The following is a 14,141-nucleotide window of genomic DNA, read 5'->3' as shown; positions in this document are numbered from 1 at the left end:
TTCCTCGCTTTCCCTGATACTCAACCAGGCAAACAAATACTTACATCCGGACATAAATGTGCCTTAGAGCACAGCCAGGATGGAACGCAATTTCACTCAGGAATAACGTATGAGCACACAATCACGCGGTCTGTTCGCGCGCCTGGCGCAGGGCAGCCTTGTAAAACAAATTCTGGTCGGGTTGGTACTGGGTATTCTGCTGGCAATGGTGTCAAAACCTGCTGCAGAAGCCACGGGGCTGCTTGGAACCCTTTTCGTTGGCGCACTGAAAGCCGTGGCACCGGTACTGGTTCTGATGCTGGTCATGGCGTCGATTGCCAACCACCAACACGGACAAAAAACCAACATTCGGCCGATCCTGTTCCTGTATCTTCTGGGCACCTTCTCCGCTGCCTTAACCGCCGTGGTATTTAGCTTCCTGTTCCCGTCTACGCTGCACCTGACCAGCGCGGCCGGTGATGTCACGCCGCCATCCGGGATCGTGGAAGTGCTGCGTGGCCTGCTGATGAGCATGGTCTCCAACCCAATCACGGCGCTGATGAACGCAAACTACATTGGCATCCTGGTCTGGGCAATTGGGCTGGGCTTCGCACTGCGTCATGGTAATGAGACCACGAAAAACCTGGTTAACGATGTCTCGAACGCCGTGACCTTCATGGTGAAAATCGTTATTCGCTTCGCCCCAATCGGTATTTTTGGTCTGGTCTCCTCTACGCTGGCAACCACCGGTTTTGACGCGCTGTGGGGCTACGCCCAGCTGCTGATGGTCCTGGTTGGCTGCATGCTGCTGGTGGCGCTGGTAGTTAACCCCCTGCTGGTGTTCTGGCAGATCCGCCGCAATCCGTATCCACTGGTAATGACCTGCCTGCGCGAGAGCGGCGTGTACGCCTTCTTTACCCGCAGCTCTGCAGCTAACATTCCGGTTAACATGGCGCTGGCGGAAAAACTGAATCTGGATCGTGATACTTACTCCGTGTCTATCCCGCTGGGTGCTACCGTGAACATGGCGGGCGCGGCGATCACCGTCACCGTGCTGACCCTGGCGGCTGTGCATACGCTGGGTATTCCTGTGGATCTGCCTACGGCGCTGCTGCTGAGCGTGGTGGCCTCGCTGTGTGCCTGTGGCGCATCCGGCGTGGCGGGCGGCTCTCTGCTACTGATCCCGCTGGCGTGCAATATGTTTGGTATCCCGAACGAAATTGCCATGCAGGTGGTCGCAGTCGGCTTCATTATCGGTGTGCTGCAGGATTCCTGTGAGACGGCGCTGAACTCTTCTACCGACGTGCTGTTCACCGCTGCGGCCTGTCAGGCGGAAGATGCGCGTTTAGCGAAGAACGCATTACGAGGTTAACAGCAAAACGGCAACCCTGAGGTTGCCGTTTTTAGTGTTTGTCCCCTCTCCCGTGGGAGAGGGTCAGGGTGAGGGCACCAGCCCGCACCCAACTTACAACGTCACCCCACTCTTAAAGATCGCCAGCTCACGGAAGTCGTTTTTCTCGTTGCAGGTCTGCTTGCCGTTGGCAAATTCCACAATACTGTCCACAAACTCCGTCAGCAATTCAGGCATTGCTTTACCGTGAATGAGCTGACCGGCATCAAAGTCGATCCAGTGCTTTTTCTTCGCCGCCAGTTCACTGTTGGTGGCAATTTTGACCGTCGGGACAAACCCGCCGTACGGCGTACCGCGGCCGGTGCTGAACAACACCATGTGGCAGCCGGCACCGGCCAGCGCGCTGGTGGCAACCGCATCGTTCCCCGGGGCGCTCAGCAGATTCAGTCCGTGGGTTTTCAGGCGTTCGCCGTAGCGCAGGACATCCACCACCTGGCTGGCGCCCGCTTTCTGGGTACAACCCAGTGACTTCTCTTCAAGCGTGGTGATCCCACCCGCTTTGTTACCCGGCGACGGGTTCTCATAAATCGGCTGGTTATGAGCGATGAAGTACTGTTTGAAATCATTCACCATGGTGACCGTTTTCTCAAACGTCGCTTCATCACGGCAGTGGCTCATCAGGATACGCTCGGCACCGAACATCTCCGGCACTTCCGTCAGCACCGTCGTTCCCCCGTTGGCGATCACATAGTCCGAGAAGCGGCCCAGCATCGGGTTCGCGGTGATGCCGGAAAGACCGTCCGAGCCACCACACTCCAGCCCAAACTTAAGCTCGCTCAGCTTGCCCGGCTCACGTTTATCGTGGCGCATCGCCTCATACAGCTGGTGCAGTTGCTCAACGCCCGCTTCCACTTCATCATCCTGATGCTGACACACCATAAAGTGCACGCGCTCAGGGTCAAACTCGCCCAGCGTCTCCCGGAAGGCATCCACTTGGTTGTTCTCGCAGCCCAGGCCAATCACCAGCACCGCCCCCGCGTTCGGATGACGCACCATGTTTTGCAGCATGGTACGGGTGTTGATGTGATCGTCACCCAGCTGTGAACAGCCGTAGGTGTGGCTGAACAGGTGCACGCCGTCAATGCCTTCGGCATCGTGAGTCTCTTTCAGGAAACGCGTCTGGATTTGACGCGCGATCCCGTTCACGCAACCGACTGTCGGGAGGATCCAGAGTTCGTTGCGGATCCCTACCTCACCGTTGGCGCGGCGGTAGATCTGCACCTCACGATCTGCCGCCTGCTCCTCTTGCGCATGGAAATCAGGTTGATAGCTGTACTCGTCCAGATCGCTCAGATTGGTGCGGGTATTGTGGGAATGAATGTATTCACCCGGCGCAATATCCGCCAGCGCATGGCCAATCGGTAAACCGTACTTCACCACGTTCTCCCCTTTCATAATGGGGATCAGGGCAAACTTATGTCCACGTCCAATGGCCTGGCGCAACGTGACCGATTGATTACCGAAAGTGACCTCTGTTCCTTCGGTCAGATCTGCCAGCGCGACGCCGACGTTATCCAGCGAATGGATTTTGATGTAGTGCATATCAACCTCAAACGGGCTTAGTTCAGTTCAATGGCGAAGTAGTCACGCGCATTGTTAAAGCAGATGTTTCTCACCATCTCGCCGAGCAGCTGGATATCCGCCGGTGCTTCGCCCGCGTGCACCCAGCGGCCAATCATCTGGCACAGAATGCGGCGGAAGTATTCGTGGCGGGTGTAGGAGAGGAAACTGCGGCTGTCGGTCAGCATGCCGACAAAGCGGCTTAACAGACCCAACTGCGCCAGTTGCGTCATCTGACGCTCCATGCCATCTTTCTGGTCATTGAACCACCAGCCGGAGCCGAACTGCATCTTGCCCGGCATCCCTTCCCCCTGGAAGTTGCCGATCATGGTGCCCAGCACTTCGTTATCGCGCGGGTTCAGGCAGTAGAGAATGGTTTTGGGCAGCAGGTTTTGCTCGTTCTGTTTGCTCAGCAGTTTAGAGAGCGCTTCGGCCAGCGGACGGTCGTTAATGGAGTCAAAGCCCACGTCCGCGCCCAGCAGTTTGAACTGACGCTGGTTGTTATTACGCAGCGCGCCAATGTGGTACTGCTGCACCCAGCCGCGACGGGCATATTCAGCGCCAAGGAAGACCAGTACCGCAGTTTTGAACTGGGCAACTTCATGCTCGCTCAGGGCTTCACCGGAGAGACGGCGCGCCAGAATGCTATCCAGCTCGGCTTCGTTAGATTCTGCAAACAGCACCACATCCAGGGCATGGTCAGAGACTTTACAGCCGTGTGCCGCAAAGTGATCCAGACGTTTGATCAGCGCGCTCTGCAGGTCCGCAAAACGACGGATGTCGGTGTCAGAAACCTCGCCCAGCTTCGCCATATAGTCGCTAAAAGTGTCGAGTTCGATGTTAAAGGCTTTATCCGGACGCCAGCTTGGCAGCACTTTGATATCAAACGCGGTGTCTTTTGCAATGACCGCGTGATGCTCCAGCGAGTCGATCGGGTCGTCGGTGGTGCCCACCATCTTCACGTTCATCTGCTTCATGATGCCGCGCGCGGAGAAGTTATCCTGTGCCAGCAAGTCGTTGCACTGCTCCCAGATCTCATCCGCCGTAGCCGGTGAAAGCAGCTTACCGGTAATGCCAAACGGACGGCGCAGTTCGAGGTGCGTCCAGTGATAGAGCGGGTTACCGATGGTCTGCGGCACGGTAGCCGCCCAGGCATCAAATTTCTCGCGGTCGCTTGCGTCGCCGGTACACAGGCGTTCAGCGACGCCGTTGGTGCGCATGGCGCGCCATTTATAGTGATCGCCCTTCAGCCAGATGTCATACAGGTTTTTAAAACGGTAATTGTCGGCAACCTGCTGCGGCGGTAAATGGCAGTGGTAATCAAAAATGGGCTGGTCTTTTGCGTAGTCGTGATACAGGCGGCGGGCAAATTCAGTGTCTAACAGAAAATCGTCGGTCATAAACGGTGTCATTATCGTCTTCCTCGTAACGGGAGCGGCAGAAAGCTTATGTTCAGATGCTGCAAAGTTATCACACCAATTTCCAGAGCCTGAGGTTTTTTTCGTGAGTTGGATCAATAAACCTGGACAAAAAAATTACCCCGAATGAGGTAAACCCTTCTGCAGACCGCGTCAGGACTGGCTTCGCCTGCGCCAGATAATGCCCCTACAAAGAATCATACATTTGTGATGTCACTCACCTTTTAAAGTTGTATGACAAGTTATCTTTTCGCCGTCGCAAACACGCAGCCGACGGAATGCATTACCGGTGTCAGACATCGGATTTAACGGTACGGAAACCGACTTATGCACGCTTATTTATGGCAAGGTTCGGGCCGTTCCGGGACGTTCTCCCGGTTACGCCCCTCCCGTTACACAGCCCTCCCCCAAACCGGTGAGAGGTTGCCGTGCCCTGGCACGGAAATAACATAACGATGAGGTTTTAGATGCGTAAAATTAAAGGGTTACGTTGGTATATGATCGCACTGGTGACGCTCGGCACCGTGCTGGGCTACCTCACGCGTAACACCGTGGCAGCCGCCGCGCCCACTTTGATGGAAGAGCTGCACATCTCCACGCAGCAATACTCCTACATCATTGCCGCCTACTCCGCGGCTTATACCATCATGCAGCCTGTTGCAGGCTATGTGCTGGACATTCTCGGTACCAAAATCGGTTATGCCTTCTTCGCCATCGCCTGGGCGGTGTTCTGCGGTGCAACGGCGCTGGCAGGCAGCTGGGGTGGCCTGGCGCTGGCACGCGGCGCGGTAGGTGCGGCGGAAGCGGCGATGATCCCGGCAGGGCTGAAAGCCAGCTCAGAGTGGTTCCCGGCAAAAGAGCGTTCTATTGCGGTCGGTTACTTCAACGTCGGCTCGTCCATCGGGGCGATGATTGCCCCTCCTCTGGTGGTGTGGGCCATCGTCATGCACAGCTGGCAGATGGCGTTTATTATCTCTGGCGTACTGAGCTTTGCCTGGGCCATGGCGTGGCTGGTGTTCTATAAACACCCGCGTGACCAGAAAAAACTGTCTGAAGAAGAACGCGAGTACATCATTGGCGGTCAGGAAGCGCAGCACCAGACCAACAACGGCAAAAAAATGTCCGTCTGGCAGATCCTGGGGACCCGTCAGTTCTGGGGTATCGCGCTGCCACGCTTCCTGGCTGAACCGGCCTGGGGCACCTTTAACGCCTGGATCCCACTGTTCATGTTTAAGGTCTATGGCTTTAACCTGAAAGAGATCGCCATGTTCGCCTGGATGCCCATGCTGTTCGCTGACCTGGGCTGTATCGTGGGTGGTTACCTGCCGCCACTGTTCCAGCGCTGGTTTGGGGTGAACCTGATTGTTTCCCGTAAGATGGTCGTGACCATGGGCGCGCTGCTGATGATTGGCCCGGGGATGATCGGCCTGTTCACCAGCCCGTACGTGGCTATCGCCCTGCTGTGCATCGGTGGTTTTGCACACCAGTCGTTATCCGGTGCGCTGATTACCCTCTCGTCTGACGTGTTCGGCCGTAACGAAGTGGCAACGGCCAACGGCCTGACCGGGATGGCCGCCTGGACCGCAAGTACCCTGTTTGCGCTGGTGGTGGGTGCGCTGGCGGATACCATCGGTTTCAGCCCGCTGTTTGCGGTACTGGCTATCTTCGACCTGATGGGGGCAGTCGTTATCTGGACGGTGCTGAAAAGCAAATCTGCCGACGAACTGGCGAAAGAGTCCCTCGGGAAACCGGCGACGCAGAGTTAGCATTGCTGTGCCGGGTGGCGCTGCGCTTACCCGAGCTATAAAACCAGCCGCCTCCGGGCGGCTTTTTTAATGGCAAAATCTGGAGAGTGGCATGCAAAAGTGGTATAACAAATCATCCGCCGTACCCTGCCTGGAGCGCATATGGAAATCACCGAACCACGTCGTTTATATCAACAACTTGCTGCCGAGCTGAAAGATCGCATCGAGCAAGGGGTCTATCTTGTCGGTGACAAACTCCCCGCTGAGCGCTTCATAGCCGATGAAAAAAACGTGAGCCGCACCGTGGTGCGCGAAGCGATCATCATGCTCGAAGTGGAAGGTTACGTTGAGGTTCGCAAAGGTTCCGGCATTCATGTGATTTCTAATCAGCCTAAACACTCTCCTGTTGCGGACGAAAGCCTGGAATTTGCCAGCTATGGTCCGTTTGAGCTGCTCCAGGCCCGCCAGCTCATTGAAAGCAACATTGCGGAATTTGCGGCAACTCAGGTGACCAAGCAGGACATCATGAAACTGATGGAGATCCAGGAGAACGCCCGCAAGGAAAAATGTTTCCGCGATTCGGAGTGGGATCTGCAGTTCCACGTTCAGGTGGCACTGGCAACGCAAAATACCGCGCTGGCCGCAATTGTAGAAAAAATGTGGACTCAGCGCGTTCACAACCCGTACTGGAAAAAACTGCACGATCATATCGATTCACGTACGGTGGATAACTGGTGTGACGATCACGACCAAATCCTCAAGGCGCTGATTCGTAAAGATCCCCACGCCGCGAAACTGGCCATGTGGCAGCACCTCGAGAACACCAAGCAGATGCTGTTCAATGAGACCAGTGACGACTTCGAATTTAACGCCGACCGTTATCTTTTTGCGGATAATCCTGTCGTTCACCTCGATACCGCGTCAAGTCAGGCAAAATAGTTTGCCTCCGTGCTGGCAGGCGCTTCGCTGCGCCTTCCCACGCTTATGGGTAAGCAAAACATATATAGTGTCAGCCTTTGTAAATCCCCTCGCTCACTTCCAGGGCTTACGCCAAAATCATCACACCCTGCAAATTCTGTGACGCAGAACGTTGGGCTTTGTTACAATTGGATTCAATTCCTTATTTTGTAAGTTAGTGCTTGCTAACCAGCCAATTAACAGGGAACAGTGTTGGCCACACCGCAATGTGTCCGCGAGCGACCATAATGAAATCACAACAATGTCGCCGTGCTGTTTGTCCCGGATAACAGGCGTGACGTTAACCGATTTCCAGGAGCACTGAATGGAACTTTTGACCCAACTACTGAATGCCCTCTGGGCTCAGGATTTCGAAACGCTGGCCAACCCTTCCATGATTGGCATGCTCTATTTTGTCCTGTTTATGATCCTGTTCCTTGAGAACGGTCTGCTGCCTGCGGCCTTTTTGCCTGGCGACAGTTTGCTGGTGCTGGTCGGCGTGCTGTGTGCCAAAGGGGCGATGGCGTTTCCGCAAACCATTTTTTTACTGACCGTCGCCGCCAGCCTCGGCTGCTGGGTGAGCTACATCCAGGGACGATGGCTTGGCAATACGCGGATCGTGCAGAACTGGCTTTCGCACCTTCCGGCACATTATCACCAGCGGGCGCACCATCTTTTCCATAAGCACGGCCTTTCCGCACTGCTGATTGGCCGCTTTATTGCGTTTGTACGTACTTTGTTGCCGACCATCGCGGGTCTGTCAGGTCTCAGCAGCACTCGCTTCCAGTTCTTTAACTGGATGAGCGGCCTGCTGTGGGTGCTGATCCTCACCACGCTGGGCTATGCGCTGGGTAAAACGCCGGTCTTTATGAAGTATGAAGATCAGCTGATGTCATGCCTGATGCTGCTGCCTGTCGTCCTGCTGGTCTTCGGCCTGATCGGTTCGCTGGTTGTCCTGTGGAAGAAAAAATACGGAGCCAGGAGCTAACCATGGTTATCTCAGCGCTCTCCCTGCGTCGTTGTGCGTACGCACTGATCGCCCTGGTGCTTATCAGCGCCATGCTTCTGGTCTGGAGCGCGCTTTCGCATCAGGAATCTACGCTGGCCATTCGCCCGGTTAATCAGGGTGTCAGCGTACCGGATGGGTTTTCTGTCTGGCACCATCTGGATGCCAACGGGATCCGCTTTAAAAGTATCACCCCACAAAACGATGTGTTACTGATCAAGTTTGACTCTCGTGCGCAGAGCGCGGCCGCGAAAGTGGTGCTTGACCGCACGCTGCCGCAGGGATACATCATTGCCCAGCAGGACGATGACAGCCGGCCAGCGGCCTGGCTGTCGCTGATTCGCGATACGTCGCATCGATTTGGATAATTACCAGGATTCCGAATCTTTTCACTCACTTTGGTGAATCCCCCGTTTACTTACTATGCTTAAGTACGCGGAGCACCCCTCAAATGTTCTCCGCTTAGTCTGGATAGCGGCGTATGCCGCAACACAATGGAAGGTTTCGATAATGAAATTCCGCATTACTCTGGCTTTGGCCCTTTTATCTTTAAGCACTGCCTCCTTCGCCACTTCTCTCTGTCAGGAGAAAGAGCAGGATATTCAGCGTGAGATCGGTTATGCCGAAAAGCACAACAATCAGCATCGTGTTGAGGGGCTGAAAAAAGCGCTGAGCGAAGTGAAAGCGAACTGTTCAGACAGCCAACTGCGTGCCGATCACCAGAAAAAAATCGCTGAACAGAAGGACGAGATAGCCGAGCGTCGTCACGACCTGCAGGAAGCGAAAGAGAAAGGGGATGCGGAAAAAATTGCCAAGCGCGAGAGAAAGCTGAAAGAAGCGCAGGACGACCTGAAAGCGCTGGAAGCTCGCGATTATTGAGTTAACGGAAATCTCAACAGGAGAAAATCATGTCAAAAGATACGACGTCTGAACATCTGCGCGCTGAACTGAAATCCCTGGCTGACACCCTTGAAGAGGTGCTGAACTCCTCCGCCGATAAGTCAAAAGAAGAGGTCAGCAAACTGCGCAGTAAAGCGGAGCAAGCGCTGAAAGAGAGCCGTTATCGCCTGGGTGAAACCGGTGATGCGCTGGCAAAACAGACCCGTGAAGCCGCAGCGCGTGCTGACGAATATGTTCGCGATAATCCGTGGACGGGTGTCGGTATTGGTGCCGCAATCGGTGTGGTACTGGGCGTACTGCTGACGCGTCGTTGATATGGAAGATCCTCGTCACGCACAAGGGCCTGCTAACAACGTCCTCGGCATCGGCCAGCGTATCTTAACGACGCTGGTCGGGATTGCCGAAACGCGCGTCCGGCTGGCAGTGGTAGAGCTGGAAGAGGAGAAAGCCAACCTCTTCCAGATGCTGCTGATGCTTGGACTGACCATGCTCTTCGCCGCGTTTGGTCTGATGAGCCTGATGGTACTCATCATCTGGGCCATCGATCCGCAATATCGACTCAACGCGATGATTGCCACCACCGTCGTTTTGCTGGTTGCAGCACTGATTGGCGGTATCTGGACGATGCGCAAAGCGCGTAAGTCCACTTTCCTGCGCCATACGCGCCAGGAGCTGGCGAACGATCGCGCTCTGCTGGAGGATGACAAGCCGTGAGCGATAAAGCCGAACGTGAAAAGCGAAAAGCCTTTCTGTTAAGTCAGATCCAGCAGCAACGGCTGGATCTGTCTGCCAGCAGCCGCGACTGGATTGATGCGACGCGTCGGTTTGACCGTGGCTGGAACACCTTCCTGAGCCTGCGTTCCTGGGCTCTGGTTGGCAGCAGTGTGATGGCAATCTGGACGATCCGTCATCCGAATATGCTGATCCGTTGGGCCCGACGCGGCTTTGGTGCCTGGAGCGCCTGGCGTCTGGTGAAAGCGACGATTCGCCAGCAGCAGCTTCGGTGATAAAAGCAAAACGGTAACCCTGGTTACCGTTTTTTGTTTTTACGCCCTCTCCCTGTGGGAGAGGGTTGGGGTGAGGGCACCAGCGCGCTCCTGCCCTTACTCAATATCTTTGAAAAAGATTGACAGTTTTCCTTGCTAACAATCGCCAACCGTCACGTTTATGATGCTCTCCATCGACAGCAAAGACGCGGTATCTACCCGAATTTGCAGACAAATAATGTTCAGCCGCTGATGTGGTTTCCTGGAGAGTAAAATGAAAAAATTAGAAGATGTTGGTGTACTGGTAGCACGTATTCTGATGCCAATTCTGTTCATCGTTGCAGGTTGGGGCAAAATCACCGGTTATGCGGGTACCCAGCAGTATATGGAAGCCATGGGCGTTCCGGGCTTCATGCTGCCACTGACCATTCTGCTTGAGTTCGGCGGCGGCCTGGCGGTACTGTTCGGCTTCCTGACCCGTACCACGGCGCTGTTTACTGCGGGCTTCACCCTGCTGACGGCGTTCATCTTCCACAGCAACTTTGCTGAAGGCGTGAACTCCCTGATGTTCATGAAAAACCTGACCATTGCGGGTGGCTTCCTGCTACTGGCTGTCACCGGCCCGGGCGCATACAGCATCGACCGCGTTCTGAATAAGAAATGGTAAGCACGCTATACTGAATAAACACAAAGCGAGGAGACCTCTCCTCGCTTTTGCTATCTGACGGAGGAGAAAAAAATGGGACAACTCGTAGACGGCGTCTGGCAGGATGTCTGGTATGACACCAAATCCACCGGTGGACGCTTCAAGCGCTCTGTTTCGGCCTTCCGTAACTGGCTTACCGCCGATGGTGCTCCCGGCCCGAGTGGCGAAGGTGGCTTTGCGGCCGAGAAAGATCGTTATCACCTCTATGTTTCCCTCGCCTGCCCGTGGGCGCACCGCACGCTGATTGTGCGCAAGCTGAAAGGCCTCGAATCCTTAATTCCGGTGTCGGTGGTGAACCCGCTAATGCTGGAAAACGGCTGGACGTTCGACCATGATTTCCCTGCTGCGACGGGTGATGAACTGTATCATCACGATTTCCTCTACCAGCTTTATCTGCGCGCCGACCCGCACTACACCGGGCGCGTCACCGTACCGGTTCTGTGGGATAAGAAAAACCAGACGATTGTCAGCAATGAATCTGCGGAGATCATCCGCATGTTCAACACCGCCTTCAACGCCCATGGCGCGCGCGCCGGGGATTACTATCCGGTTGAGCTGCGAGACAAAATCGATGAGCTGAACAGCTGGATTTACGACAACGTTAATAACGGCGTTTACAAGGCCGGTTTTGCCACCAGCCAGGAAGCCTACGACGAAGCGGTTGGAAAAGTCTTTGAATCTCTTGAGCGTCTGGAGCAGATCCTCGGCCAGCACCGCTACCTGACGGGCGATCGTCTGACGGAAGCGGATATCCGCCTGTGGACGACGCTGGTTCGCTTTGATCCGGTCTATGTCACCCACTTTAAGTGTGACAAACACCGCATCAGCGATTATCTGAACCTGTATGGTTTCCTGCGCGACATCTACCAGATGCCGGGAATTGCCGAAACGGTCGATTTTGACCATATCCGCACCCACTATTTCCGCAGCCACAAAACCATTAACCCGACGGGTATTATCTCCATCGGGCCGTGGCAGGATCTGAATGAACCCCACGGGCGCGACGTTCGTTTTGGATAAATATTAAGGGCATCGTGAGATGCCCTTTTTTAATTCACAATCTCCATCTATCCTTACCTCGATCGCTTAGAAAACAAGTGATTGACTGATAAATGAGGCAAGGAAATGGATTGGTATTTAAACGTACTGCGCAACTACATTGGATTTGGTGGCCGCGCGCGCCGCAAAGAGTACTGGATGTTCATTCTGGTGAACTTCATTTTTGCTCTGGTGCTGAGCATCGTGGATAAAATTCTGGGCTGGGAGTGGGCGAGTGGGGAAGGCGTCCTTACATCGATTTATGCCATCTTTATTCTTCTGCCGTCCTGGGCCGTACAGTTCCGCCGGCTTCACGACACGGATCGTTCCGCCTGGTGGTTACTGCTGCTGTTAATCCCGGTAGTAGGGTGGATTGTGATTTTAATCTTCAACTGTCAGAGCGGGACGCCGGGTGAAAACCGCTTTGGTCCGGATCCGAAGATCGGCGCGTAAATTTATGCCCGATGGCGCTTAGGCACATCGGGCTTACTCTTTTATTTGTTGTGATGCGCAAAGAGCTTTGGAATTTCTCGCAAACACCATGATTTCGCTTCGCCCATGCTGTCGCGACGCCACGCCATAATGATATCCACTTCGCTGGTGTACTCCGGGCTGACGACGCGCAGACGCCCTTCAGCAATGTCTTTTTCAACAAACGGATACGGCATAGTCGCCACGCCCAATCCTGCCAGCAATGCCTGGCGCTTATCTTCCAGCGATGTGACCGTCAGACGCGGCTGTTTATCCAGCAACTGCACCGTTAGCACCGGACGTTCACGCGCGGTATCCGCAACCGCCACGCCCCTGTACTTCACGCGCGTCACTTCAGAAAGCGGCTCCGGCTCCTGGTGAATCGGGTGATTTGGCGCGGCGACGTAAACGTTCATCACGCTGTAAAGTTTGCGGGAGTTGATCTCAGACGATGAACGGAAGTGCATATCCGGTGCAATTACGATATCCGCCCTGCCCGTCTCCAGACGCTCCCACGCGCCTGCCAGCACCTCGGTGATGATTGAAAGCTGCGTGTTCGCTTTGTCTGCCAGCCTGTCCACCAGCGGGAATAACGCCTCGGTAGGCACCAGAGCCTCTGTGACCAGCGTCAGGTGGGTTTCCCAGCCACGCGCCAGCGCCTCGGCGTCCGTCGTCAGTTTGTCTGCCGCTTCCAGCAGTACGCGACCACGTTCCAGCAGCATCCGTCCAACGTTCGTGAATTTTGTTCGATGACCGGAACGGTCAAAGAGCACCACGTCCAGCTCTTCCTCCAGCTTTTGCATGGTATAGCTGAGCGCAGACGGAACGCGCCCCAGTTCATCTGCCGCGGCGGCAAAGCTGCCACGCCTGTCAATCGCGTCCATGACGCGAAGCGCCTCAAGCGTCAATGCTCTCTCTTTAGCCATCTCGTTCTCATTCAGGAAATTTGAACATACCGGGCAGAATATCTGGCTAACAATGAAGCGTCCATACCTTTACCATTGTTTTAGTGTAAAGAGAGGTCAAGTTTATGATTACGACAAGAACAGCTAAACAGTGCGGACAAGCCGATTTCGGTTGGCTGCAGGCCCGCTACACCTTTTCCTTTGGACACTACTTTGACCCTAAACTCCTCGGTTACGCTTCACTGCGCGTGTTAAATCAGGAAGTGCTCGCCCCGGGCGCCTCCTTCCAGCCGCGTACGTATCCGAAAGTCGATATCCTGAACCTGATCCTGGAAGGCGAGGCAGAATACCGCGATAGCGAGGGCAATCATGTCCAGGCAAAGGCTGGCGAAGCGCTGTTAATTTCCACGCAGCCGGGCATTAGCTATAGCGAGCATAATCTCAGCAAAGACAAAACGCTGACCCGCATGCAGCTGTGGCTGGATGCATGCCCTGAGCGAGAAAATCCGCTGGTGCAAAAAATAGATCTGCAGAGCGAAAAGCAACAGCTGATCGCTTCTCCGGACGGGAGCAAAGGCAGCCTGCAACTGCGTCAGCAGGTGTGGCTGCACCATATTGAACTGAAGAAAGGTGAACAGGCGAGCTTTCAGCTTCATGGCCCGCGCGCCTACCTGCAATCGATTCACGGTGCGGTGCATGCGGTAACGCACACGGAAGAGAAAGAGGCGCTCACCTGCGGCGATGGGGCATTTATTCGTGATGAAGCGAATATTACGCTGGTGGCCGATACGCCGCTGCGTGCGCTGCTGATTGATTTGCCGGTGTAGAGAATGCCCTCACCCTAACCCTCTCCCACAGGGCTGAGGGCTCCCCAGTAATTTTTTAACCATAAGCGATAACGCTGCTCTCAGAATTACTGAGAGCATTCAGCGATGCTCTGGTCCGGCTGTAAATCGCTGAGGCGTTTCCTGCAGGCCGGGGCGAGGCGCATGGATGCGCCGAGAGGGCGGCTTTACAGGGACGTTACATCCGCCCGTCCCCGATAAGCCGGAAGGAATA

General features: G+C 55.1%; 16 protein-coding genes. 13 read left to right on the top strand and 3 right to left on the bottom strand.

What is annotated here, in order from left to right; all coding sequences use genetic code 11:
- Positions 1-109: 109 nt before the first annotated feature.
- Entirely contained in the window at positions 110-1,351 is a 1,242-nt protein-coding gene (sstT, locus tag EQV24_RS12750; RefSeq protein ID WP_038420675.1) for a serine/threonine transporter SstT, read from the top strand.
- Between the two features lie 93 nt (positions 1,352-1,444).
- On the opposite strand, the gene EQV24_RS12745 is transcribed toward sstT, so the two are convergent.
- Together EQV24_RS12745 and uxaC are read right to left on the bottom strand one after the other, a co-directional pair.
- Entirely contained in the window at positions 1,445-2,932 is a 1,488-nt protein-coding gene (locus EQV24_RS12745; RefSeq protein WP_013098859.1) for an altronate dehydratase family protein, read from the bottom strand.
- A gap of 17 nt (positions 2,933-2,949) precedes the next feature.
- Positions 2,950-4,362, bottom strand: coding sequence for a glucuronate isomerase (gene uxaC / locus EQV24_RS12740; protein WP_038420676.1), 1,413 nt, complete (start codon positions 4,360-4,362; stop codon positions 2,950-2,952).
- A gap of 473 nt (positions 4,363-4,835) precedes the next feature.
- Between uxaC and EQV24_RS12735 the strand changes: the two genes are divergently transcribed.
- The 11 genes from EQV24_RS12735 to EQV24_RS12685 all read left to right on the top strand — a co-directional run bounded on the left by EQV24_RS12735 (position 4,836) and on the right by EQV24_RS12685 (position 12,159).
- Complete coding sequence (locus EQV24_RS12735; protein ID WP_029883511.1) at positions 4,836-6,134, top strand: MFS transporter; 1,299 nt, start codon at positions 4,836-4,838, stop codon at positions 6,132-6,134.
- 141 nt (positions 6,135-6,275) lie between these two features.
- Positions 6,276-7,052 (top strand): transcriptional regulator ExuR, encoded by a 777-nt coding sequence (gene exuR, locus EQV24_RS12730; protein WP_013098862.1) that lies wholly within the window; start codon positions 6,276-6,278, stop codon positions 7,050-7,052.
- A gap of 343 nt (positions 7,053-7,395) precedes the next feature.
- A complete protein-coding gene (gene yqjA, locus EQV24_RS12725) occupies positions 7,396-8,058 on the top strand; it encodes a DedA family general envelope maintenance protein YqjA (protein WP_013098863.1) in 663 nt (220 codons plus the stop codon).
- A gap of 2 nt (positions 8,059-8,060) precedes the next feature.
- Entirely contained in the window at positions 8,061-8,444 is a 384-nt protein-coding gene (gene mzrA / locus EQV24_RS12720) for an EnvZ/OmpR regulon moderator MzrA (protein WP_020689389.1), read from the top strand.
- A gap of 142 nt (positions 8,445-8,586) precedes the next feature.
- Positions 8,587-8,955, top strand: a complete 369-nt coding sequence (locus EQV24_RS12715; RefSeq protein ID WP_020689388.1) for a DUF1090 domain-containing protein — start codon at positions 8,587-8,589, stop codon at positions 8,953-8,955.
- Positions 8,956-8,984: 29 nt separating this feature from the next.
- Positions 8,985-9,290 (top strand): YqjD family protein, encoded by a 306-nt coding sequence (locus EQV24_RS12710; protein ID WP_013098866.1) that lies wholly within the window; start codon positions 8,985-8,987, stop codon positions 9,288-9,290.
- A gap of 1 nt (position 9,291) precedes the next feature.
- Positions 9,292-9,690: a phage holin family protein gene (locus tag EQV24_RS12705; RefSeq protein ID WP_013098867.1), complete on the top strand. Its 399-nt coding sequence runs from the start codon at positions 9,292-9,294 to the stop codon at positions 9,688-9,690.
- Complete coding sequence (locus EQV24_RS12700) at positions 9,687-9,983, top strand: YqjK-like family protein (protein WP_130626651.1); 297 nt, start codon at positions 9,687-9,689, stop codon at positions 9,981-9,983. The genes EQV24_RS12705 and EQV24_RS12700 overlap by 4 nt, the downstream gene beginning before the upstream one ends.
- 253 nt (positions 9,984-10,236) lie before the next feature.
- Entirely contained in the window at positions 10,237-10,629 is a 393-nt protein-coding gene (locus tag EQV24_RS12695) for a DoxX family protein (RefSeq protein ID WP_013098869.1), read from the top strand.
- Positions 10,630-10,701: 72 nt separating this feature from the next.
- Positions 10,702-11,688, top strand: coding sequence for a glutathione S-transferase family protein (locus tag EQV24_RS12690; protein ID WP_130626650.1), 987 nt, complete (start codon positions 10,702-10,704; stop codon positions 11,686-11,688).
- Positions 11,689-11,793: 105 nt separating this feature from the next.
- Positions 11,794-12,159 (top strand): DUF805 domain-containing protein, encoded by a 366-nt coding sequence (locus EQV24_RS12685; protein ID WP_013098871.1) that lies wholly within the window; start codon positions 11,794-11,796, stop codon positions 12,157-12,159.
- A 41-nt stretch (positions 12,160-12,200) separates the two neighbouring features.
- Here the strand turns inward: EQV24_RS12685 and EQV24_RS12680 are convergent, their stop codons facing one another.
- Complete coding sequence (locus EQV24_RS12680) at positions 12,201-13,103, bottom strand: LysR family transcriptional regulator (protein WP_014885334.1); 903 nt, start codon at positions 13,101-13,103, stop codon at positions 12,201-12,203.
- Positions 13,104-13,207: 104 nt separating this feature from the next.
- Here EQV24_RS12680 and EQV24_RS12675 point away from each other — a divergent pair, with 104 nt between their 5' ends.
- On the top strand, positions 13,208-13,909 hold the full coding sequence (locus EQV24_RS12675) for a pirin family protein (protein WP_130626649.1): 702 nt from the start codon (positions 13,208-13,210) through the stop codon (positions 13,907-13,909).
- Positions 13,910-14,141 lie beyond the last annotated feature (232 nt).

Origin of the sequence: Enterobacter sp. A8, from assembly GCF_004296595.1 — a bacterium.
In the GTDB taxonomy this organism is placed as follows: Bacteria; Pseudomonadota; Gammaproteobacteria; order Enterobacterales; family Enterobacteriaceae; genus Enterobacter; species Enterobacter cloacae.
Note: the sequence above shows the minus strand (reverse complement) of the source record. Positions and strands in the feature narration are given on the sequence as shown.

Excerpts from the sequence above, each read along its gene's own strand:
- sstT (WP_038420675.1), top strand. The coding sequence starts at position 110 with ATGAGCACACAATCACGCGGTCTGTTCGCGCGCCTGGCGCAGGGCAGC.
- EQV24_RS12745 (WP_013098859.1), bottom strand. The coding sequence starts at position 2,932 with ATGCACTACATCAAAATCCATTCGCTGGATAACGTCGGCGTCGCGCTG.
- uxaC (WP_038420676.1), bottom strand. The coding sequence starts at position 4,362 with ATGACACCGTTTATGACCGACGATTTTCTGTTAGACACTGAATTTGCC.
- EQV24_RS12735 (WP_029883511.1), top strand. The coding sequence starts at position 4,836 with ATGCGTAAAATTAAAGGGTTACGTTGGTATATGATCGCACTGGTGACG.
- exuR (WP_013098862.1), top strand. The coding sequence starts at position 6,276 with ATGGAAATCACCGAACCACGTCGTTTATATCAACAACTTGCTGCCGAG.
- yqjA (WP_013098863.1), top strand. The coding sequence starts at position 7,396 with ATGGAACTTTTGACCCAACTACTGAATGCCCTCTGGGCTCAGGATTTC.
- mzrA (WP_020689389.1), top strand. The coding sequence starts at position 8,061 with ATGGTTATCTCAGCGCTCTCCCTGCGTCGTTGTGCGTACGCACTGATC.
- EQV24_RS12715 (WP_020689388.1), top strand. The coding sequence starts at position 8,587 with ATGAAATTCCGCATTACTCTGGCTTTGGCCCTTTTATCTTTAAGCACT.
- EQV24_RS12710 (WP_013098866.1), top strand. The coding sequence starts at position 8,985 with ATGTCAAAAGATACGACGTCTGAACATCTGCGCGCTGAACTGAAATCC.
- EQV24_RS12705 (WP_013098867.1), top strand. The coding sequence starts at position 9,292 with ATGGAAGATCCTCGTCACGCACAAGGGCCTGCTAACAACGTCCTCGGC.
- EQV24_RS12695 (WP_013098869.1), top strand. The coding sequence starts at position 10,237 with ATGAAAAAATTAGAAGATGTTGGTGTACTGGTAGCACGTATTCTGATG.
- EQV24_RS12690 (WP_130626650.1), top strand. The coding sequence starts at position 10,702 with ATGGGACAACTCGTAGACGGCGTCTGGCAGGATGTCTGGTATGACACC.
- EQV24_RS12685 (WP_013098871.1), top strand. The coding sequence starts at position 11,794 with ATGGATTGGTATTTAAACGTACTGCGCAACTACATTGGATTTGGTGGC.
- EQV24_RS12680 (WP_014885334.1), bottom strand. The coding sequence starts at position 13,103 with ATGGCTAAAGAGAGAGCATTGACGCTTGAGGCGCTTCGCGTCATGGAC.
- EQV24_RS12675 (WP_130626649.1), top strand. The coding sequence starts at position 13,208 with ATGATTACGACAAGAACAGCTAAACAGTGCGGACAAGCCGATTTCGGT.